General features: G+C 41.1%; 21 protein-coding genes, 1 riboswitch and 1 other annotated feature. Of the genes, 16 read left to right on the top strand and 5 right to left on the bottom strand.

Annotated elements, in window-relative coordinates; genetic code table 11:
* Positions 1 to 285 precede the first annotated feature (285 nt).
* Together SFC66_RS04105 and SFC66_RS04100 are read left to right on the top strand one after the other, a co-directional pair.
* Positions 286 to 1,107, top strand: coding sequence for a YwqG family protein (locus SFC66_RS04105; protein WP_411217431.1), 822 nt, complete (start codon positions 286 to 288; stop codon positions 1,105 to 1,107).
* A gap of 24 nt (positions 1,108 to 1,131) precedes the next feature.
* Positions 1,132 to 1,998, top strand: coding sequence for a M23 family metallopeptidase (locus SFC66_RS04100; protein ID WP_411217430.1), 867 nt, complete (start codon positions 1,132 to 1,134; stop codon positions 1,996 to 1,998).
* Positions 1,999 to 2,026: 28 nt separating this feature from the next.
* On the opposite strand, the gene SFC66_RS04095 is transcribed toward SFC66_RS04100, so the two are convergent.
* Positions 2,027 to 2,737, bottom strand: coding sequence for a class I SAM-dependent methyltransferase (locus SFC66_RS04095; RefSeq protein WP_411217429.1), 711 nt, complete (start codon positions 2,735 to 2,737; stop codon positions 2,027 to 2,029).
* A gap of 129 nt (positions 2,738 to 2,866) precedes the next feature.
* On the opposite strand from SFC66_RS04095, the gene SFC66_RS04090 reads away from it, so the two are divergent.
* Positions 2,867 to 3,637, top strand: coding sequence for a DUF2268 domain-containing putative Zn-dependent protease (locus SFC66_RS04090; protein ID WP_411217428.1), 771 nt, complete (start codon positions 2,867 to 2,869; stop codon positions 3,635 to 3,637).
* A 92-nt stretch (positions 3,638 to 3,729) separates the two neighbouring features.
* On the opposite strand, the gene SFC66_RS04085 is transcribed toward SFC66_RS04090, so the two are convergent.
* Positions 3,730 to 4,011, bottom strand: a complete 282-nt coding sequence (locus SFC66_RS04085) for a hypothetical protein (RefSeq protein WP_411217427.1) — start codon at positions 4,009 to 4,011, stop codon at positions 3,730 to 3,732.
* Positions 4,012 to 4,237: 226 nt separating this feature from the next.
* A riboswitch (glycine riboswitch) is annotated at positions 4,238 to 4,316 on the top strand.
* A gap of 120 nt (positions 4,317 to 4,436) precedes the next feature.
* On the opposite strand from SFC66_RS04085, the gene SFC66_RS04080 reads away from it, so the two are divergent.
* Complete coding sequence (locus SFC66_RS04080) at positions 4,437 to 5,777, top strand: amino acid permease (RefSeq protein WP_411217426.1); 1,341 nt, start codon at positions 4,437 to 4,439, stop codon at positions 5,775 to 5,777.
* A gap of 58 nt (positions 5,778 to 5,835) precedes the next feature.
* Here SFC66_RS04080 and SFC66_RS04075 read toward each other — a convergent pair whose 3' ends face one another.
* Both SFC66_RS04075 and SFC66_RS04070 read right to left on the bottom strand, forming a co-directional pair.
* Complete coding sequence (locus tag SFC66_RS04075; protein ID WP_411217425.1) at positions 5,836 to 7,254, bottom strand: DUF4179 domain-containing protein; 1,419 nt, start codon at positions 7,252 to 7,254, stop codon at positions 5,836 to 5,838.
* Positions 7,229 to 7,771, bottom strand: coding sequence for a sigma-70 family RNA polymerase sigma factor (locus SFC66_RS04070; RefSeq protein ID WP_411217424.1), 543 nt, complete (start codon positions 7,769 to 7,771; stop codon positions 7,229 to 7,231). Before SFC66_RS04070 ends, SFC66_RS04075 begins: the two co-directional genes overlap by 26 nt.
* A 367-nt stretch (positions 7,772 to 8,138) precedes the next feature.
* Here SFC66_RS04070 and SFC66_RS04065 point away from each other — a divergent pair, with 367 nt between their 5' ends.
* Both SFC66_RS04065 and SFC66_RS04060 read left to right on the top strand, forming a co-directional pair.
* Positions 8,139 to 8,606, top strand: coding sequence for a GNAT family N-acetyltransferase (locus tag SFC66_RS04065; protein WP_411217423.1), 468 nt, complete (start codon positions 8,139 to 8,141; stop codon positions 8,604 to 8,606).
* Between the two features lie 40 nt (positions 8,607 to 8,646).
* Entirely contained in the window at positions 8,647 to 8,910 is a 264-nt protein-coding gene (locus tag SFC66_RS04060) for a hypothetical protein (protein ID WP_411217422.1), read from the top strand.
* A 49-nt stretch (positions 8,911 to 8,959) separates the two neighbouring features.
* Here the strand turns inward: SFC66_RS04060 and proS are convergent, their stop codons facing one another.
* A complete protein-coding gene (gene proS / locus SFC66_RS04055; protein ID WP_411217421.1) occupies positions 8,960 to 10,396 on the bottom strand; it encodes a proline--tRNA ligase in 1,437 nt (478 codons plus the stop codon).
* Between the two features lie 40 nt (positions 10,397 to 10,436).
* Positions 10,437 to 10,652 (bottom strand) — a binding site (T-box leader).
* A 159-nt stretch (positions 10,653 to 10,811) separates the two neighbouring features.
* On the opposite strand from proS, the gene SFC66_RS04050 reads away from it, so the two are divergent.
* The 10 genes from SFC66_RS04050 (at position 10,812) to SFC66_RS04005 (ending at position 20,700) form a co-directional block, all read left to right on the top strand.
* The gene (locus SFC66_RS04050) at positions 10,812 to 11,468 is read left to right on the top strand and encodes a hypothetical protein (protein ID WP_411217745.1); all 657 of its coding nucleotides are present in this window, start codon (positions 10,812 to 10,814) and stop codon (positions 11,466 to 11,468) included.
* 278 nt (positions 11,469 to 11,746) lie between these two features.
* Positions 11,747 to 13,444, top strand: coding sequence for a methyl-accepting chemotaxis protein (locus SFC66_RS04045; protein ID WP_411217420.1), 1,698 nt, complete (start codon positions 11,747 to 11,749; stop codon positions 13,442 to 13,444).
* Between the two features lie 347 nt (positions 13,445 to 13,791).
* Positions 13,792 to 14,193: a hypothetical protein gene (locus tag SFC66_RS04040; RefSeq protein ID WP_411217419.1), complete on the top strand. Its 402-nt coding sequence runs from the start codon at positions 13,792 to 13,794 to the stop codon at positions 14,191 to 14,193.
* A 194-nt stretch (positions 14,194 to 14,387) separates the two neighbouring features.
* Complete coding sequence (locus tag SFC66_RS04035) at positions 14,388 to 14,696, top strand: hypothetical protein (protein WP_411217418.1); 309 nt, start codon at positions 14,388 to 14,390, stop codon at positions 14,694 to 14,696.
* Positions 14,697 to 14,701: 5 nt separating this feature from the next.
* A complete protein-coding gene (locus SFC66_RS04030) occupies positions 14,702 to 16,321 on the top strand; it encodes an EndoU domain-containing protein (RefSeq protein WP_411217417.1) in 1,620 nt (539 codons plus the stop codon).
* A 24-nt stretch (positions 16,322 to 16,345) separates the two neighbouring features.
* Complete coding sequence (locus SFC66_RS04025) at positions 16,346 to 16,681, top strand: tRNA-Val4 (protein ID WP_411217416.1); 336 nt, start codon at positions 16,346 to 16,348, stop codon at positions 16,679 to 16,681.
* A 680-nt stretch (positions 16,682 to 17,361) separates the two neighbouring features.
* Positions 17,362 to 18,060: a response regulator transcription factor gene (locus SFC66_RS04020; RefSeq protein ID WP_411217415.1), complete on the top strand. Its 699-nt coding sequence runs from the start codon at positions 17,362 to 17,364 to the stop codon at positions 18,058 to 18,060.
* Positions 18,057 to 19,031, top strand: coding sequence for a sensor histidine kinase (locus SFC66_RS04015; protein ID WP_411217414.1), 975 nt, complete (start codon positions 18,057 to 18,059; stop codon positions 19,029 to 19,031). The genes SFC66_RS04020 and SFC66_RS04015 overlap by 4 nt, the downstream gene beginning before the upstream one ends.
* Before the next feature lie 57 nt (positions 19,032 to 19,088).
* Positions 19,089 to 20,015, top strand: coding sequence for an ABC transporter ATP-binding protein (locus SFC66_RS04010; protein ID WP_411217413.1), 927 nt, complete (start codon positions 19,089 to 19,091; stop codon positions 20,013 to 20,015).
* A complete protein-coding gene (locus tag SFC66_RS04005) occupies positions 20,008 to 20,700 on the top strand; it encodes an ABC transporter permease (protein WP_411217412.1) in 693 nt (230 codons plus the stop codon). The genes SFC66_RS04010 and SFC66_RS04005 overlap by 8 nt, the downstream gene beginning before the upstream one ends.
* Positions 20,701 to 20,820 lie beyond the last annotated feature (120 nt).

Below are 20,820 nucleotides of genomic sequence, written 5' to 3'. Positions count from 1 at the left end.
TGAAAGAAGCTCGACCTTCTATAGGGTTGAGTTTCTTTTTTTATCTATTCATTTGAAAGTTGCGTTTGGCTGCTCAAGATTTTGTGTGTAAAAGTAAGCTTCGTTGTTTGCTTTTACACTCTTGTACCTGATGGTAAGGCTTTATACCTTCAGGACATTTGTAAATCGAAAAAATCCGTTCTAGTACCCATTTTATGAAGTCAATGAAAGTGTTACCATTTAATATGGAATAAAATAGAATTTAATGGCTGCAAAAAATTCGAAACAAAGGTGGAGGACGGACGTATGGATACAAAACAGCCTTTAACATTACCAAACGAATTAGAAATATACCGCAAACAAATCGAAAACACCATAAAACCATTCGTTAAAGTCACTGCTTCCAAGGCAACTACAAATCTCTTTCAAAGCAAGTTTGCGGGAAATCCGTATATGCCAAAATCCAAGTCTATTCCAAGAGATGCGGATGACAAACCGATGAAGCTGCTGGCGCAATTGAATTTTGCGGAGATACCTTCTGTGGAGGCGATGCCGGAGCAGGGGATTTTGCAATTCTTTATTTCGGCGGAAGATGATGTCATGGGTTTGGACTTTGATGATTTGACAAGTCAGCAAAATTTCAGAGTTGTGTATCATAAAGACATAGAACAAGATGAATCGCAGTTAATAACGGACTTTTCGTTTATGGATGATTTGGATACATCCTACTTTCCGATAGAACAAGAACTCGCATTAACTTTCAGCATAGACTATGAGCCCGTTTCTGTGAATGACTACAAGAATGGCGAACTGTTGGGAGAATCTGTGGATTTGTCCATTGCGATTGATAATGATGAAAACGAGCAAAAGGAATTGTGGGAGTTATATTCCGATACGTTCCTGGGCGAGGGACATAAGGTCGGCGGGTATCCGTTTTTCACACAAGGTGATCCGCGGGATTACAGGGAAAACTATCAAAAGCAGGATACGCTCCTGCTGCAAATTGATAGTGATTCCGATAATGGAATCATGTGGGGCGATGTTGGTGTGGCAAATTTCTTCATCACGAAAGAAGATTTGCTTCAATTAGACTTTTCAAATGTTATCTATACGTGGGATTGCTGTTAATCAGATGAATAGGAGGTCTTACCATTGTCAAAAATCTCGATCAGGCCCGAAAGTTTTGGGGAAGCATTCAGAAGTGAACAGTTTGAAGCTATCTATTCTCAAACCTCACAAGCGTTTCAGCAGTTGGTATCATTACAGGATTTTGTAAGTCTCTCGAAGTCTTTTAATGAAAGTGTCGCGCAGTACAACCTTGAGAATAAAACTTTCGTCCAAAGAATGGATAACTTTGTTTGGACAGATGATCAAAAAGAGAAAGCAATCAACGTGACTTTTGATCAGGATCAGGTGATTCAAAGTCTCCTTTTAAAGCCATTTATCACGTATCCCGAGTGCGATGCTGTATTCACTAAGAATAAGTACATCATGCCGGTGAAGGGGGAGTGGTTTGTCTTTTGGGGCGGAACCAATGAGTTTATTAACTATCATTATGCACACGCTAATCAGCGGTATGCGTATGATTTAGAAAAAGTGAGAGATGGTTTATCTTATCACGATTCACCGACTGATAATGAAAATTACTACGCATTCGGAGGAGAGATTGTCGCACCGGCAGATGGTAAAGTTGTGCAAGTGGTAGATGGATTGAAAGATAGTGTACCTGGTGAAATGGATGCTGAGAATCTGGCCGGGAATTATGTTGTAATCGAGCACGCGCACCAAGAATATAGTTTATTGGCTCATTTGAAGAAAAATTCGGTAAATGTGAAGGTAGGAGATGATGTGAAGGCAGGACAAAGTATCGGAACATGCGGTAATTCCGGTAACTCATCTGAACCTCATTTGCATTTTCACATTATGGATGCTGCTGACTTTGGGACAGGAAAATCGATTCGAATCCAATTTAAAGATGGCAATGAACCAATCCAGGGCGATACTGTGATTACGGAGTAAGAGATTGGAGATTATCCAATCTCTTTTTTTAGCTGCATCTGAATATACGATAGCCTAATATATGCTTATTTTCCTTAGTGATCTCCTCATGTTTTTCGAGTATCTCCAACAAGGCGTCATCAATATGTTCGGATAACGCAAAATCAGCAGCATGCTGCGCATCCATTTGACCGATTCTAGGCTCATATTTCAAGATATCCACATGTTGATAACCCGCTTCGGCAAATGCTTGATGCCACTCTTTTTCTGTTAATAACTGTGGAAAACCGTAGAACTCTTTGATGTGATTCCACTCTTCTTCAGGTGTTCTCTGTTCTAGTACAGTTTCAATCGCGATTATTACTCCATTTGGTTTCAGGACTCTTTTAAGCTCAGAAAGGGTTGGCGGTATATGAGTAAAAGAGATGACCGATTCTGATAGCACGAAATCAAAACTATCTTCGGTGTGGGGAAGGCTTTCCGTATTGCCGAGTTTGACATCAATGGACAGATTCAATGATTCAAATCGCTGCTGGGCTTTTTCCACCATGATACGGTTAGCATCCACAGCGCTAATGCTGCAGCCGAATTTCTGTGCAAGGTAAGCGGCAGTTTGGCCTGTACCGCAGCCTATCTCCAGGATTGCTGTACTGTCATTGATATTCTCCTTAGCTATGGTTTCTTTCGTCAGCTGCAAGCCGCCGGGATGTGCGCCGCCCACTCCAAATAACGCTAAACAATCAAGATATGTGTAATCCAAGCAAGATCCCTGCCTTTATGTGAAGTCAATGCAATATGCTATGACGATAAAGCATATTGGTGCCAAACGCTGCAGGGGGGAGCAGAACTTGCCTTTATTGAATAAATTGATGTTGTGAGGAGGGAGAACATGAGCGTAATCAGGACGGATGAATGGTTGCTCGAGCATTATGAAGATCCAATCGCATTATGTGAGAAGCTGACCAAACATTTTGCAGGGGCATCTGCTGCTGATATATATGACTACTTCTTACGCTTTGGAATGTATCAACCGGTGGAGGAGCGAAGTGATCAGCTGTCTGGTGATGTGTGGGAAATCGTACAAGAAGATGTGGATCATCTGATAGAGGAATGGGATGGGCCGGATATTCCTATCTACATCTTTCCTGCCGACCAGCATAATAAATGGCTTCAGACTCAATTGGGCGGAAAGTCTGGCCTTGCTTTTCATGATAAACTTTTTTTATTTATCTCTCCTGCCACCACAAAGGAAGAAATACAAGCGATACTCACGCATGAATACAACCATGTTTGCCGGTTGAATAGCCTTGGTAAAAAGGAAGAGGAGTATACCCTGCTGGATACGATTGTTTTAGAGGGGATAGCCGAAAATGCTGTCACGGAAAGATTAGGGAGAGAATTGACGGCAAAATGGGCTTCTCTTTATTCTGAAAAGAAAATCAAGAAACTGTGGAGCCGTTATATTCATCCCAATCAGCATATACTGCGTCAGAATCGCGATTACGCAGCTATTTTGTACGGGCATCAGAAATATCCGAAAATGCTGGGTTATTGTGCGGGCTATCAGCTAGTGAAAATCTATATGGAAAAACATAGCTTATCCAGTAAGGAGATGCTGACAATAGAGGCGAGTAGCATTGCGGGTGGAAATTATGTATGAAGAACTGTGGGTACGAAGGATATCAGAAAATCAGGCTGCACTGATTACTGACCGTTATCATACCCACTGCTTCATGGATGGAGCTGCTTTTATCAGATCCAGAATAGAGAAAGCAAAGCTATCCCTGCAATAGCTCCAAAAGCCACTCCAAAACCAAACCCAAAGCCGCGGCCAAAACTGCCGCCGTAACCATATCCATATCCTCCGTAACCGAAGCCGCCCAGATTGCGCGAACGACCGATAGGCTGCAAGTATACTTGATTTCGGTCTACACGCTGGATGATTCCTCTATGAATTCTGCCGTCATGGCAGCGGATTTCAACTGCTTTACCAGTATATCTTTGGCATAATGAACGATATTGTCCACCTGACATATCTTCACCTCCATAATTTATAGGATACAGGGTATTATATGCCGTGGATAAAATGCCGAAGGGTACAAGTATCTTAGGGGTTTAGCGGAATCTTGCCGATAGTTACATGAGTGATTAGGCAAAAAAATTTGACAAAGAAAACGAGTAGGAATAAAATAAGCAATATTCAACAGAATCTAAATAACTTAATAATAAAGCTATGAATGCTATGGATCACACTATAGCAGGAGCAGCTTCTGGAGAGACCGTCATTCAGGCGGCGCCGAAGGGTTCACAATCTCAGGCAAAGGGACAGAAGAGTATCGAATATGTAGTTGTATTATGCTGTGCGCGTAAGACCGATAGTATTTGTTATTCTTGTGATCAAGAGATTGGAGAACATCCAGTCTCTTTTTTTATTGGGTTGATTGAAGGAGGAGCTAGTTTTGGCACAGCAAGAGTTAAAGAGGGATTTATCAAATAGACATATTCAGCTGATCGCGATTGGCGGGACGATTGGAACAGGCTTATTCTTGGGCTCGGGAAAAGCGATACAGCTGGCAGGTCCTTCTATCATCTTTGCTTATCTTATTGTTGGTATTGCGCTGTTTTTTGTCATGAGGGCGCTTGGGGAATTGCTGCTTTCCAAGGCAGGCTATCAGTCTATCACAGATATAGCCGAAGATTATCTCGGACCTTGGGCATCATTTGTGACCGGTTGGACGTATTGGTTTTGCTGGATCATGACAGCGATGGCGGATGTGATTGCTGTCGGTGTGTATGTGAATTATTGGTTCGATATCCCGCAATGGATACCAGCACTTATTTGCGTTGTTGTTTTATTAAGTCTCAATTTATTAACAGTTAAGTTGTTTGGGGAACTGGAATTTTGGTTCAGTTTGATCAAAATCATCACGATCCTGGCATTGATTGGTATTGGTATCGTGCTGCTTGTGATCGGATTCCAGACTGATGCCGGAGCTGTTTCAGTGACGAATCTGTGGGAACATGGCGGGCTGTTTCCGAATGGCATGTCTGGCTTTTTGCTTGCTTTCCAGATGGTCGTCTTTGCTTATGTAGGAGTGGAGCTGATTGGGGTATCGGCTGCCGAAACGGCAGATCCGGCTAAAAATATTCCGTCAGCGATCAACAAAATACCTTTGAGAATTTTGTTCTTTTACATTGGTGCTCTGCTCATTCTATTAATGATAAACCCATGGACAGAGCTTAATGCGGCGGAAAGTCCTTTTGTGAAAACATTCAGCTTGGTTGGTATCCCTGTCGCTGCCGGCATCATTAATTTTGTTGTGTTAACGTCAGCTGCTTCTGCCGGGAACAGCGGCATGTTTTCCACAAGCCGGACTTTATATAATTTAAGCAAGCAGAATCAAGGACCAGCGCAGCTTGCCAAACTGAACAAAAAGCATGTGCCGGCGAATGCTTTATGGCTGTCTGCCGTCGTTGTGTCAGTGGGTGCGCTGTTGAGTAAACTCATACCTGATCAAGCTTTCAGCATCGTGACAACGATCAGCGCCATCTGCTTTATCTGGGTTTGGAGCATCATTGTTATCTGTCATATCAAATATAAAAAAACACGCCCGCACTTACATGCAAAGTCTACATTCAAAGCGCCATTTACGCCATTTGTGAATTATGCTGTGCTGACGCTGTTTGCGGCAGTGCTTATCATAATGCTGGTGGCTGATGAGACAAGGCCGGCCTTATTGCTGACGCCGTTGTGGTTTGCTTTGTTGTTTGGGCTGTATTGGATAAGAGTAAGGAAGTAAAATAATTCCTTTCCATAGTAAAGGGGACTATTTCCAAGGATAGTCCCCTGAATTTATGTTAATTCAGTTTAACTTTTATCGGTTCTAATTTCACCGATCTATTACTGCTTAAGGTTCCAAATGGGACCATTAATGAATAGTCTTTTATATTAAAATTGTCATTCTCGATTGTGAAGACAGATTGGAAATGCAGACTAGCATTATCCAACTCTTTTGCTTGATCCGTTTGGATTTGATGTTCTATCATTTGGTTCATATCAAGCTCTCCATTTTCGTCTTTGACGATATTATTAGATTCAATCAGGGTAATAAAATCAGCAAAGTTTTGGATAATATCCTTTCCATATTCGTCAGCGTCAACATTCTGAACATTATAATCGAGAATAAGTCTATTTCCGTCCTTAGCAATATTATTCACTTGTATTTGGTAATCAAACCGATAACTATCTATCATAAATGGAGCGTTCCTTTCTAAGGAGTTAATAGTTTCCTGTTCATATTGTCTGATTTCGGGATTGATTGTTATATATGAAGCACCTTCCGAAATTTTGCTGCTAAATAGTTCACGGATATCACTTACTATCCGGCCATCGCTTTGTTCATATGCTAGTACATCAGCATGACTTTTTGATAGGCGATTCCCTTCATTGTCAAACGCGGTTATATTAATTTCATCTTCTTTTCCTGCTAATGGAAACGTGGTTGTGTAATGCAGCATAGTAGTAGCTTTTCCTTTCGCAATAGATTTTATATGAATGGAATAGTCCTTATCATCCTTGAAGATACTTTCATCATCTACGGCGATTGTTTCAGCAGGTATTTGTTTCACGGGGACATCGAATTTCCAGATACCTTTTACACCAGTAACAGAGGAAAAATATAATGGTAATGTATAGTTTTTAGGTAATTCAGCATTAGGATTATCAAATTCAATTGCGCCAATATAACCCTCCGATGTCTTTTCTAATTGTGTCATTGTGCTGGCTGAAAATTGCTTTGGTTCCTCATCGTTAGATAAGTGAAAACTATATCCGACCTCAGATTCTCCTGGTTCGCCAATCCTATCTAAAGAGATTCTATCTCCGGTAGCCTTAAATGTCAGACCGATGACATTTCCATCATAATACGCGCTTGTAATAGTAATCTCTATTCCATTACTCTTGGCTGTTTCATTAACTTCTGTAATTAGACTGCTTTCAAATAATTCATGTCCAATTTGCATACTGAATCGATCATATATTGCCCCAATAACTGGTACAGAAGCTAGTGCACTGGATACTGGTGCAAATATCAAACCTGATGCAAGAAAAGCAGAAGCAGCAATTGATGAGATAGCTACAGCGGTTTTCAAAACATATTTCTTCCTGAATCTTTTTTCCTTTCTTCCTTTTTTTATCCCCTTGGTAACTGCAGCCTTCACCTCATCGCGAGGAAAATTCACTTTATTTATTTCATCTTTGAAATGCTGTTTGTTCATAATCCATCCCTCCCAAGAGTCTTTTTAATTCCAACTTTGCACGGCGAAGGTAAGTCTTAACAGTATTCTCAGGTAGGTTGAGTGTTTCACTGATATTTCGAATAGGTAAATCATGATAATAAAATAAAATGATAGTAGTCTGATAATCTTTATTTAATTGAGAAATAGCTTTTAAGAGGTCAAGTTTTCCTTCTATGTCTATGCTTTTTTCTGGAAGCTCGTTTGTTATATACCTTTCATCCAAAATGGTTTTTTTCTTTTTTCTGAGAGATTCATATGAGGTGCGGATTAATATTCTTGTTAACCAAGTAGTAAAGAATTCTGGTTTTTCTACTTGTCCTATAGATACATAAGCCTTATATATCGTGTCCTGGAGTACATCTAGGGCATCTTCTTTATTCCGTACATATAAAAAAGCTGTTTTATATAATTTCTCACTATTATTTTCAATTAGCTTTTCAAAAGCTTTCTCATTGCCTCGTATTGCTTTTTTAACAAGTTTTAAATGTTTGTCCAAGTGAAGACCTCCTTTCTCTACATTAGAGCATTTATGTAATGAAAAAGTTTCATCAAAGATAATTTCTTATTTTTCCGTCTTTATTTGAATAGATATTTGATCAATTGCACTCTTAGAAAGATTCACTAGAAGTATGATGCTGGTTCATAGAAAGGAAATGATAGAATTAAGAGTATTTTCTATTCCGTGGGTATATTTACAAACCCTTTTTATCCAGCTTTCAAAAGACACTTGAAAAACACTTCGATGTAGTAAGTTAAATGGAATGAGCAATTATAGGCTATATAAATGATTTTGGCATTCTATCTTTTTCTATATAAGGTTTTATAACGAATTTAAAACAATAGAAAGGATCTATGACACCACCATGATTAGTCTAGAGAAAAACAACATCGATAAAGTTTTTAAAGAACTTGAAATCATGAATTCCAATCCTGAATACAATCTCTTATCCAAGAATAAGAGAACAGTCACAATTTCGGACATAAAAGCGGAATATGCTAAAACGAAGATATCGAAAATGAATCGAATGCTGATCAAAAAAGGGTTGCAGTATATCGGGCTCATCGATTTTACGCTGAAAAGCTCTTTGGATAATTTGCCAAAAGTAGATTTGTTTGTGATACATAAGAAGTTTCAAGGATCCACGATTGCAGAACAAGCTTATTATTATTTTGAAGGCATGTTATACGGCAATAAAACAAATGCCTGCCGGCTGGTAGTGTGTAAAAGAAATGAAGCTGCAGTTCGTTTTTGGAAGAAGGTTGGGTATAAAACATATGAAGAGACAATCCGAAACGGTAAGGTTTGTCTTTTTATGGAGAAGCGTTATTAGTTTTGCGGCCTATATAACTAACAAGCAGAGGTGAAAATGAATGAGCTTTTGGATCACGGTGATCATCATGGCTTTGCTCATTGTTGTCGTGTCTCTTTTATGCAGTAAGTATAAAAAGCCGATAGCTTATGTTATTCCATCAGGAATAGCTATTTTAAGTCTTGTTTTGATAGTAGCGGCATATGCTGCCAATCTGCATGCTGTCTTAGTGTATAGTGCTGCTTTATTCCTTGCTTCCGCACCCAGTTTGATTTTCACAACAGTGATACAGTATTTTGTCAGTAATAACTCGAATAAAGTGTAAAGCAAAAAGGATTGATCCGATGAGGGCCAATCCTTTTTGCTTTTAAAGATCAATAGGCACGAGCGAACCAAACGGTATGCTTCGCTTCCTTGCCGCAATGCAGGCAAGTGTGCTTTTCTGTTGGCGGGTTGAATGGGATGTTGCGTGTCGTGAATTTGGTTTCTTCTTTGACGCCTTCCTCACAAGCATCGTCTCCGCACCAGCCAGCGAGAACCCAGCCAGGGATTGTCTCGTTTTGTTCGGATTCGGTCAGATGCTGCTTCAATTGATCCATTGTATCGATGTGCGTGTGGGAATGTTCTGCGCGGAAAGCTTTTGCTTTCTCCAATAGACGCGTTTGCATTGCGTCCAGTTCTTTCAGGACGTTTTCCACAATTGCTTCCAAAGCTACGGATTCTTTCTGGTCTGCATCACGGGCTTTCATTAAGGCTTGGTTGTTCTCAAGATCACGTGGTCCAAGCTCAACACGTACAGGCACGCCTTTTAGCTCCCATTCATTGAACTTATAACCAGGAGATTGATCGGAATCATCCAGACGAACACGAATGCCCTGAGCTTTAAGCGCCGCATAGATCTCATCTAATTTCTCGACGATAGCGGGGTTCTTTTTCCAAGGACCGACAGGAATCAGAACAACTTGTGTTGGTGCGATTTTCGGCGGCAATACAAGACCTTGTTCATCACCGTGAACCATGATGACCGAACCGATCAGACGAGTGGACGTACCCCATGATGTTGTATGCACATACGTGTGCTTGTTTTCTTTGTTCAAATATTTGATATCAAAGGCTTCGGCGAATTTAGTGCCCAAGTAGTGGGACGTACCAGCTTGAACGGCTTTGCCGTCCTTCATCATTGCTTCGATCGAGAACGTATCAACCGCACCGGCAAAGCGCTCGGACGGTGTCTTTTGCCCGTCATATACAGGGATCGCCAGCAAATCTTCGACGACTTCCTTATAGATGTTAAGCATTTGCATTGTCTCTTTGCGAGCATCTTCTTCGTCGATGTGAGCCGTATGCCCTTCTTGCCATAAGAACTCAGATGTACGGATGAATGGAAGGGTCTTTTTCTCCCAGCGGAATACATTCGCCCACTGATTGATCAGAACTGGAAGATCGCGATAGCTGTTGATCCAGTTGGAATACAAATGACCGATCATCGTTTCGGAAGTAGGGCGCAGTGCCAATCGTTCTTCCAGCTGTTCTCCGGCAGCTTCTGTTACCCATGGAAGTTCCGGTGAGAAGCCTTCAATATGATCTTTTTCCTTTTGGAAGAAAGATTCTGGAATCAGCATCGGGAAATAAGCATTGCGGTGGCCGGTTTCTTTGAACCGCTTATCCATCGCTTCTTTGATATGCTCCCAGATTTCATAGCCATCCGGCTTGAAGGCAATGCTGCCGCGAACAGGCGTGTAATCAATCAAATCTGCTTTTTGAATCGTATCGATATACCATTTGGTAAAATCGTTTGTCTTTTGTGACATGAGTTTTTCCTCCTTAAATATAAAAAAGCATAGAGAGTCCAGAAAGGACGTCTCTATGCTTAACAGACGTGGTACCACCTTAATTCGGCTTAATAAAGAATAAGCCCTCATAACGTTTGTAACGAAACGACCCGGTTAGATTTTCAGCTAACATCTCCGTGGCAGGGTTCAATAAGAAGAGGTGATATAGCTCTCAGCCAAGGCTATATTTTCTGTGTCACGATCCTTATTTACTTGATCACATCATCGATTACTTATGTATAGATTAATATAGCAAGTTGTCGGAGTGATTTCAATAACATATACACTTGAGACATAGAAAGTGTGACATGCACCCAGCTTACAATGACGAATAGACTAATATTATATTTGCCACAAGTATGGGGGAGAAGGTATGAATCACTTCAATACAGGAATGCAAAATGCCAATCCGTACGATACGAATCCAGAATATGCGCATTACAGACAGCAGCAAGTCTACCATCCATCACCAGATTATGTTCAGCACAATAATCAGCCAAAGAAATGCTACACACCACGAGAAGTGGAATTGATGCGGAATGAGCGGAGTCTGTGGGAGGAGCATGTTGCTTGGACACGCATGGCCATCATCAGTCTGGTGTTTCATTTGCCGGATGTGAATTTTGTCTTGGCACGTCTTTTGAAAAATGCGGAAGATATGGGGAATATGTTTCGTCCGATTTATGGAGATCAGGCAGCGAATACGTATGCAGCTTTGATCAAGGAACATCTATTGGTTGCGGCCGACCTTGTGAAGGCAGCCATCGCCGGCAATACGCAGGCGGCAAATGAAGCCGAGGGGAAATGGTATGCAAATGCAGATAAAATCGCAGTATTCCTTAACAGCGTGAATAGATTCCTGCCGGCAGAGCGAGTAAGGGAGATGTTTTATCAGCATTTGGCACTAACCAAGCAGGAAGCTGTGTACATGATCAATCGGGATTACGAAAAAGATATAGCGGTGTATGATCAAATCGAAAAACAAGCGAGGGAAATGGCGGATATGATTTCGGATGCGATGATTCGATTGTATCCGGATTTGCGGTGGTAAGCGGTCTTGTAAATTGAATCGCATTCTCTCTTTAAACGGCTATATAGTGGCCGTTTTTTTGTGTTTTGATGAGAATCATTTCATTTATCTTTATAAGTATACTCAGTCGAGGATTCAGCGGGTAAAAAATGAAACGAACACCTCCCTTTATTTACCTGTTCATTTTTCGTAAAAATAGCCGATATATGAAAAGCCACTATACACGGAAAAATTACCTTCTCCCATCATGCAGATAATTCCGGCAGGTTAGTGGCTAGAAAACATCAGGAGCGAAACGAATGAAAATCATCAATCGACTTAAGCTTGGCACAAAGATAAATTTGCTTGTGTTGACAGTAGTTTTACTATTCGCTGGAATTATCTCATATGTGGTCTTGGATAATATGAAGCAAGGAATGAAGGGTATCGCGCTGCAGAAGGCTGAATCGGATTTGCAACTAGCAGGTGAATATATCGATTCTGTATACCCGGGATCATGGGAAATCAGGGACGGTGCACTGTATAAAGGGGAAACCAAGATGAACGACAATGATGATATTGTCGATCGGATCGGGGAGTTGACGAGCGATACCGTTACGATATTCCAACAGGACACCCGGGTGGCTACAAATGTAATGAAGGACGGGGAACGAGCAGTCGGGACACAGGTTTCCTCTGACGTGAAGAAAGCCGTTATCGACAATAAGGAAACATATTATGGCGAAGCTGAGGTAGTCGGAAAAAGCTATCAAACCGCCTATGCACCAATCAAGAATGACCAAGGAGAAGTCATTGGCATTTGGTATGTCGGCGCATCGGATGAGATGGTGGACGCTAGTATTCATGACTTTACGATAATTTTCTTAATCGTCCTGGTCATCGTTGTCATACTGGCTATAGCAGTGGTGATGCTCTTTTCACGCAGCATCAAAAAGAGACTGACGGGAATCTCCCAGGCGATGCATCATGCCGGGAAAGGGGATTTTACTTACAGTGTAAATGATTCCTCCCAGGATGAAATCGGACAGCTTACAGCTAGTCTGGGTGAAATGCGGGAGAATTTGGCTGACTTGATGAAAACGATGGCCGAAACATCTGATCAAGTTGCCGCTTCTTCCGAAGAGTTGACTGCCAGTGCAGAGGAAAGCTCCAGATCTGCTGAACTGATAGCAGCTGCCACTCAGACGGCAGCCAGCGGTACGGAGACGACCATGCAAGGTGTGGAAAAAGTGACTGATTTAGTAGATGACATGCAAAATCGGGTCAAAGAAGCACAAACGAACAGTCAAACAATCATGACGTTATCAACAACTGCATCGCGGAATTCACAGGAAGGGACAGCGGCTGTAGGTTCCGTCGTGAAGCAAATGGGTGAAATCAATGCCTCTGTGAATGAAATCGGATCTTTCATCAATGGGTTGGAAGAGAAGTCGAAGGAAATCGGTACGATCGTCAGACTGATCAAAGGCATATCAGAGCAAACGAATTTGCTGGCGCTGAACGCTGCCATTGAAGCCGCCAGAGCAGGTGAGCAGGGCAAAGGTTTTGCTGTCGTTGCTGATGAAGTGAGGAAACTGGCTGAGCAATCTGCTGATTCCACTGAACTGATTGCTGATCTTATCACGAATATCCAAAGCGAAACAGATAAAGCAGTATCAGCTATGCAGAACGGCACGCAAAATGTGGAAGAAGGCATCCGGAAAACGGAGCACGTCCAGGAATCATTCCAGGCTATCAAACAGGCGATTGATCAAGTGACGAGCAATGTGCAGCAAGTTGCCCAAACCGTTGATGATGTCTCTGCCGGAAGCCTCAACATTGCACAAGTGATGGATAAAGTCAAAACGACCGCGCGCGAAAACGCCGCGTCCAACGAAACAAATGCTGCCGCATCACAGCAGCAATCCGCAGCAATGGAAGAAATATCTGCATCATCGGAAGCTCTTTCCGGTATAGCAGTGGACTTGCAAGCAGCATTGACGAAATTTAAGTTTTAGAAGAAGCAGCCCTCCATGATGGAAGGGCTGTTTTTTGATTTTTATTTAAATGGTGGAACTTAAAGAAATATAAAATCTCTACAATAATAGCTATCCTTCCTTATTGATGAATGTAAAATCGAATCGGGAAGTTTTCCTTCTACGAAGTTTACCTGTGTTTCAGTATGCGGTGGGGAGAAGTACCTGTAAAAGATGGTGTATTCTCTTCTGTGTAATCTGTTTTTACCACTCCGACATACAGAACTGTTGGAAAATCAATACCATTTACTTAAAGATATTATTACATTTTTCTATTAAAATACTAATATAGAATAAATTGCAAATATCGACAGAGAAAGGATGTCTGAATGAGTATTCAGATTACAAGAAAAACAGGTATGCTAGGTTATGCTTCTGCGCTCAGACTGTTCGCTGACGGACAGGAGGAAACAAGGCTGATCAGCGGGGAAACGTACGAAATCAAGACAGATCAGGAATCAGTGGATTTACAGGTAAAACAGTTTTTTTCCAGAAGTAAAACTATTACGGTGAAAAATCACTCACATGTGACTGTAAGAACACATCCTTTGGTGAATCTTTCGTTTACTGCTGTGTTTGTATTACTTTTCCTTCGCATTTTCGTGTCGCGCACCTTTACCTTCTGGATTATTTTACTTCTTATCTTTGCTGTTATAATTAGCTTGTATAATAACTATCAAATAACCGAAAATGAGCCTGGCAATGATGATGCCTTAGCCGGAGAGCAATAAGCTCTTCGGTTTTTTTGTGTGTAATCCAACTTTTTCCCTATTCTTATTTGGGAAAACAAGGCAGAAGCCTTACTGATTTTCCGTTAAATTTCCTTTAGTGTAGTAGTAAATTCTATCACGCTAGCCAGCATTATTTTATGAATATAGTCTTTGATGCAATGGACTTTCCTTATCGCAAAAAGGATGGTGCTTAAATGGCAGTTGGTTCAAATATAACTATAAATCCCGAACAGATGACGGATGTATTCAATCAGCTAATGGCAATTGTTACAGAGCTCCAGTCCAATGCACTTCCGGCTATTGATGAAATTGCGGCAACTGAATTTTATAAACAAGGAAATGCAAAGGATGCCATTGCTGCCTACCCAGAAGCAAATGAAAAATTCTTGGAACTTATGCAGCATTATAATCGCATTGCTACTTTAGTAAACGACACACTTTATCAAATGATAATGACAGATGAGTATCTAGCAATTCGCATTAAGGCAGCATTGGAGGTGTAACCCCTATGGATGTGAAATATCACCAAGATCAATGGCAAAAAGTTGAATACGCGATGAGAGAACTGACACAGTCTTATAGTAGCGGTGTTTTTTCCTTATTGGAATCTATCAATGACAACCTGGAAAAAGCTCAAGAAAAGATAGCGAAGTATGATACCGACGGAGTGGCCAATTTCTCTTACACGGAAAGAGCAGTTGATCACAGAGCATTAAACAGCGACTACACAGTTCTGCAAGAATACGGAAGTAAAGTAGGCGGTTTAATCGAGCAAAAAATCGATCAGCCTTTTTTCGAAGACATGGATAAATTCGTTACTACCATGCGCGATGCATCGATAGAGAACTACACAACCACAAACCGTATCGGCGCAACGAATAACCGTGAAATAACACATGAGACAGGAACTTATGAATATGATCTGGATAAAGAAAAAGTCGACATCCATGATTTGTTTAACGGGGACTCGTATTACGCCAATAAGATGCTAGAGGAATTCATCGCAGTTAAAAATCAGTCAGATAACAATGATATCAACTATGACGATTACCGAAATGGGATGGTAAGCAGCGGAGCCTTTCAATATAAGTCCATTGAAGACGGTCAAATGTCCAAAGAATTCTGGGTTAACCTGGGCTTGGGAGGGGTCACGCTACTCGCTTCCATCTATGCTCCGCCTGTCGGAGTAATATTAATTGGAGGAACGACAGGGTTAGAAGGTTACAGTGCTATCAGCGGTAAAGATTGGCTCACACAAAGAGATATGGACGACAATGAAAGAATGATGAGAGGTGGATTTGCACTGATTGGCACACTGCCGCTGAAATCAGGAGCAAGCGCAGTCCGTTCGTTCGGAAGCAGCAAACCAAGTACAAGTGTACTTGAACTCGGCAGCCAAGCAAAAACGTCAGGAAAAAGCATGCAAGAAATAGCGGATACGAACATGCTCTCCGGACCCATGTTACAATCAGAAGCAGGACAAGTAAAAAACGCCTCCCAGCAAGCAGACTCAGTCATGCGAAATGATAAAGTGACGGACATAAATGATTTCAGATTACAAAAGGTACTGGAAGAAAAACAAAATAACCTTTTGAACTACACAGATCAGATATTGCCTGCTACAGGTACTGATGGAGTGCTGGCTATGTCTAAAGGTGGCGGTAAGTCGGGATCAGTGATGTATAATTCTGGTCCGGTTAATTCGGTTGAGGTTGGTGGCGTTTCGAGTGGTGGTGTTGTTGGTAAGGGTACGGGTAAATATAATACAGGAACGATAAAACACATTTATCATGGTGAAATTAATAGACGTGGTAAAGCAGTTGGATATCATCATGAAAGTATGATGGGTGGAAAGATGATTCCAGGAACCGAAAAGATGCCTGATAAAAATGGAGTATATATGGCTAAAGTGGAAATTGATGGGGTCAGGAAAGTGGCTGATTCTAGTTTCTTTCCGAAAGAATGGAACCGTGTAGATGTGTTAAAAGCTATTGATGAAGCTTACGAAACTAAACAACAGATAGGTTCAAATAAGTATAAAGGTGTTACTTCCTCAGGCATTAAAATAGAAATGTATTTGAATAAGGATGGTTCAATAGCTACGGCATATCCACTATATAAAAAATAAAATAAAAGGTGATGATTAAGGTATATGAAATATGCATATGAATTTATTGAAGATTCATTTGGTGATTTACGACTATTCTTACCAGAAGAAATAAGCCTTTTCTCTGATTTTATTGAAAATATTGCAACAGAAGAACAAATGGATGAGTATATAGGATATATAAATAATGTATTAGAAGGAGTATATGAAGACTTTGAAATAGAATTAAATGCTACAAGTATATTTATAGAAAAAGATGTTACTATAGTGGAAAATAATTTTCGGATTGAAGAACCCTACAAAAATACAATAGAAACGGAGCAGCTGATAGAGTTGTTATTAGTATGGAAAGAAAAGATCCATAAAATATTCAAAGGTTAATTATTTTTTCGTTGAAGGTGTACTCCTAGGCCAGGTATCTTAAAAGAAAAATAAATCTAATACTAGAACAATATGAAGAAACGTTGCTGTTAATTTGGCAACGTTTCTTAGAATTAAATATAATAGGGTGCTCTGTGTTGGTACCTGAAAAATGCAAGTAGAGTAGTGAACTTAAACTAGTCGAACTTGTGTTTGAAGATATGGCATCTTTCGACGAAGCTATTTTTAAGGATTTCATTGAGAAAGTGATATCTGAAGAAAGTAAACATGAAGAAGGGGGAATATGTGTGATCTAGATATATTAAACGCTTATACAATAATTACTGCTGAATTTACTAGTAATAATGAAAATGAGCTAAAAGTTGATACTAGTGAGCTGTTGCAAATAATTAACGAATGGGTATAGATTTTTGCAAAGAATGAGCGTTGCCATTTCTAAAGTGGCAACGCTCATTCTTTTGAAAGAAAATTGTTCTAAATACTAAAATCGGAAAGGCTGAGGATATAAATTAGAAGTCAAATTAAATGTACAGACCTTTTCAGTGTAATTAAGTTTGCGAAAGGACATTCAGTGCTGAATATTAAAGGGAAAATAATACAAAGTCAATCTCCATTTTCCCTTATACTGTACATATAAAGAAGAGACCAATTGGCTGGAGTTCATCAAAGGAGTGAATACATTGCAGGAAACCATATTACTTGTAGAAGATGATACACAAATCAATGAGATGGTCGCATCTCATTTGAAAAGAGAAGGATATACGATTTTCACCGCGTTTGATGGGCAAGAGGCGTTGGATTTGTTTGCGCGTGAGAGTGTGGACTTGGTGATCCTTGATTTAATGCTGCCTGCTCATAGCGGGTTGGATATTGTGCAGTTGATCAGGCGGGACAGCATGCTGCCGATATTGATCATGTCTGCGAAGGATAGTGATGTGGATAAGGCGCTTGGCCTTGGGTTTGGTGCGGATGATTATATTGGGAAGCCGTTTTCGCTTATTGAATTGACTGCACGGGTTAAGGCGGCTCTGCGGCGTTCGAAGCAGTATAGTATGCAACAAGAAGAGAAAGAGCAGATAGTGAGCGTGCATGATTTGCGCATCGATCTGCAAAATTACACTGTCAGCAAGAACGGGAAGCATATCAATCTGACGGTGAAAGAGTTTGAGATTTTGTGTTTGCTAGCCACTAGTCCGAATCAGGTGTTCACGAAGGGGCAGCTGTTTGAAAGTGTGTGGAAAGAAGCGTATTACGGTGATGATAATGTCATCAATGTGCATATCCGCAGACTAAGGGAAAAGATCGAAGACGATGCGTCTGCTCCGAAATACATAAAAACGATATGGGGAATCGGCTACAAAATGGAGATACACACATGATGTATGTGGCTGCTTTTCTGGCTTTGTGCTTGCTTATTTCCCTGTTTCTGCATTATCGAGCGAAAAAGAAAATGGGCAGCGATTTGGAATATATGGCGAAGAAGCTGAAATCCATCACTGTTTCTGGTTCTTCTGAACGACTACTGCTGATGACAGAGGATCAGCGGCTGCGGGACTTATTGAATGAGATTAATGGTTTGCTGGATTATCACCAGGAAAAGATGGCGGATTTGGCACGGCTCCGGATAGCCACAAACCGGATGCTTTCCAATGTATCGCATGACTTGAAGACACCGCTCACTGTGATCTCTGGCTATATTGAGACAATTCAGCATGATGACCAGTTTAGTGACGAAGAGCGGGAGATGCTTTTGGCCAAGGTGCAAGTGAAGGTGATGGAAGTTGCAGGATTGATCAATACCTTTTTTGATCTGGCAAAACTGGAAGCGGAGGATTGGCAGCTGGATATGGAACGGATACAGCTGAATGAATTGTGTCGGAAGGTGGTACTAGGGTTTTATGACACCTTGACAAGTAAGGGATTTGCTGTGCATATCGAGCTGCCGGATGAGTCGATACATATCGAAGCAGACCCGGCAGCGCTGACGCGGGTATTGGAGAATTTGATATCCAATAGCATTCGTTATGGAAGAGATGGTAAAACCGTTGGCATGACGCTGTATCAGGATGAAGAAGCTGTTTATATAGACATATGGGATAAGGGACAAGGCATACAAGAGATGGATAAAGGTAAAATCTTTGAGCGGCTTTATACGGCAGATGATAGCAGGAATTCCTCTACGCACGGCAGCGGCCTTGGTCTGATGATCGCCAAACGTTTGACGGAGCAAATGCAAGGTCAAATCAGTTTCGCCAGTGTACCGTATACGAAAACAACTTTCACACTCGCCTTTCCGAAGCCCAAATTGGAGGATTACAGCAAACTTAAGAAAGTCGTAAGGAATCCGTAAGCGGAATGACAGTTTCCTTTGCTAAAGTGAAGGAAATCAACGAAAAGGGGTTAGCTTATGACATATGCTCTCAGAACACATCAGCTGACAAAGGGATATCGGGGGAAAGAAGTTGTTTCCGGCGTCGATATGCACGTAAGGAAAGGTGAAATTTATGGATTCCTCGGACCGAATGGTGCAGGGAAAACGACTGTAATGAAGATGATGACCAATCTTATCAAACCGACAAGCGGGGAAATTGAGGTGCTTGGCACAAGGTTGAAAGCCAATTCCCATGAAGTCCTTAAGAGGATTGGCTGTATCATTGAATATCCGATTTTTTATGAGAAGCTGTCTGCTAAAAAGAACCTGGAAATCTATGGCGAATACATGGGCTACTACAAGCAAGATGCCATCTCAGAAGCACTTGAACTAGTGAATTTGAAGGTCGCTGATGATATTCCGGTAAGGGAATTTTCACTAGGTATGAAACAAAGGCTGGGGATTGCCAGAGCGATCATGACAAAGCCAGAGCTGTTGATTCTGGATGAGCCGGTGAATGGCTTGGATCCAATCGGCATGCAGGAGCTGCGGGATTTATTTTACAAACTCAGCAGACAGTATGGCATCACCCTGTTGATCTCCAGTCATATTCTCGGGGAAATCGAGCAAATTGCCGATACAATCGGGATCATCCGTGATGGCAGACTGATTGAGGAAACCTCCATGGCGGAAATCCGCGGCAATCATACGCAGCACATCGAGCTTACGGTATCTGATTTAGCGAAAGCGGCTTATGTGTTGGAACATGAACTGCAAGTAAACGATTTCCAGGTGAGAGAAGAAGATGGATTCATCACTATCTATGATCCATCTCTGTCGCAAAATACTATTATCCAGGCAATGGTCCGCAATGGTGTGGAAATCGGCAACATTCACAATAAAAATCTATCACTGGAAGGTTACTTTATGCAGCGGATGGAAGGAGGAAAGAAACATGCTTAATCTGATGAGGTTAGAAATGAAAAAGATGAACTTCGTTACGGTAGGTATATGTTTTCTCTCGATTAATATTGGAATTCTTGGCATCCTGTTATTGCTTGGAGTCGAACCGGAATTAACGGCAGAGGATTTTACAAATGCGGACCAGATCATGATGTTGATTGAGACGCTTGTTATAGCCGCATTTGTTATTTATGCGTCGGTCCTTTTATCAAATATGATTATTGAAGAATTCAAGAGTAAAACGATAACGGTTTTGTTCACAACGCCTGTTAGCCGAAAACACCTGCTTTTGGCTAAAGTGCTTACGGTAAGCTTGGTGACATTTGTACTGTACCTTGTGTCCGTTTATCTGTTGTCGATTACTTTCAGTCTTCTGAATAACATGTACGATATTTTGTGGTTTTCTTTTCCGGTTGATCTATTGTGGGAAAACACGGTGCATCTGTTGGTAACTGGCCTTGCGGTGGCGGGGATGGCCCTTATTCCGCTATACTTCGGAATGCTGAAATATTCCGTACCAGCAACTATTACATCGTCTATCCTGATTATTACTGTCTTATCTTCCACGATCAGTAACTCGGGTATCAATTTATTCTCGTATACCGCTGTGCCACTTGCACTGGGACTTGTCGGCTTTCTTATTGCCTATCTAGTTATCAATAAGGAAGTGAAGAAAGATTTTTAATTGAGATGTGATTCGAATTGAAGCAAAGCGGCATTCCTATAGGAGAATGCCGTTTTAATATGGCAGCAGGTCTTGCTTTGGCTAAACTTGGATTACGAAAAGTTATTGACATCAATCTGA

The organism is Terribacillus saccharophilus (genome assembly GCF_046592895.1).
In the GTDB taxonomy this organism is placed as follows: domain Bacteria; phylum Bacillota; class Bacilli; order Bacillales; family Amphibacillaceae; genus Terribacillus; species Terribacillus saccharophilus_D.
Note: the sequence above shows the minus strand (reverse complement) of the source record. Positions and strands in the feature narration are given on the sequence as shown.

Excerpts from the sequence above, each read along its gene's own strand:
- SFC66_RS04050 (WP_411217745.1), top strand. The coding sequence starts at position 10,812 with ATGCAAAATGCCAATCCGTACGATACGAATCCAGAATATGCGCATTAC.
- SFC66_RS04105 (WP_411217431.1), top strand. The coding sequence starts at position 286 with ATGGATACAAAACAGCCTTTAACATTACCAAACGAATTAGAAATATAC.
- SFC66_RS04045 (WP_411217420.1), top strand. The coding sequence starts at position 11,747 with ATGAAAATCATCAATCGACTTAAGCTTGGCACAAAGATAAATTTGCTT.
- SFC66_RS04065 (WP_411217423.1), top strand. The coding sequence starts at position 8,139 with ATGATTAGTCTAGAGAAAAACAACATCGATAAAGTTTTTAAAGAACTT.
- SFC66_RS04075 (WP_411217425.1), bottom strand. The coding sequence starts at position 7,254 with ATGAACAAACAGCATTTCAAAGATGAAATAAATAAAGTGAATTTTCCT.
- SFC66_RS04005 (WP_411217412.1), top strand. The coding sequence starts at position 20,008 with ATGCTTAATCTGATGAGGTTAGAAATGAAAAAGATGAACTTCGTTACG.
- SFC66_RS04060 (WP_411217422.1), top strand. The coding sequence starts at position 8,647 with ATGAGCTTTTGGATCACGGTGATCATCATGGCTTTGCTCATTGTTGTC.
- SFC66_RS04090 (WP_411217428.1), top strand. The coding sequence starts at position 2,867 with ATGAGCGTAATCAGGACGGATGAATGGTTGCTCGAGCATTATGAAGAT.
- SFC66_RS04035 (WP_411217418.1), top strand. The coding sequence starts at position 14,388 with ATGGCAGTTGGTTCAAATATAACTATAAATCCCGAACAGATGACGGAT.
- SFC66_RS04010 (WP_411217413.1), top strand. The coding sequence starts at position 19,089 with ATGACATATGCTCTCAGAACACATCAGCTGACAAAGGGATATCGGGGG.
- SFC66_RS04030 (WP_411217417.1), top strand. The coding sequence starts at position 14,702 with ATGGATGTGAAATATCACCAAGATCAATGGCAAAAAGTTGAATACGCG.
- proS (WP_411217421.1), bottom strand. The coding sequence starts at position 10,396 with ATGTCACAAAAGACAAACGATTTTACCAAATGGTATATCGATACGATT.
- SFC66_RS04085 (WP_411217427.1), bottom strand. The coding sequence starts at position 4,011 with ATGTCAGGTGGACAATATCGTTCATTATGCCAAAGATATACTGGTAAA.
- SFC66_RS04040 (WP_411217419.1), top strand. The coding sequence starts at position 13,792 with ATGAGTATTCAGATTACAAGAAAAACAGGTATGCTAGGTTATGCTTCT.
- SFC66_RS04015 (WP_411217414.1), top strand. The coding sequence starts at position 18,057 with ATGATGTATGTGGCTGCTTTTCTGGCTTTGTGCTTGCTTATTTCCCTG.
- SFC66_RS04025 (WP_411217416.1), top strand. The coding sequence starts at position 16,346 with ATGAAATATGCATATGAATTTATTGAAGATTCATTTGGTGATTTACGA.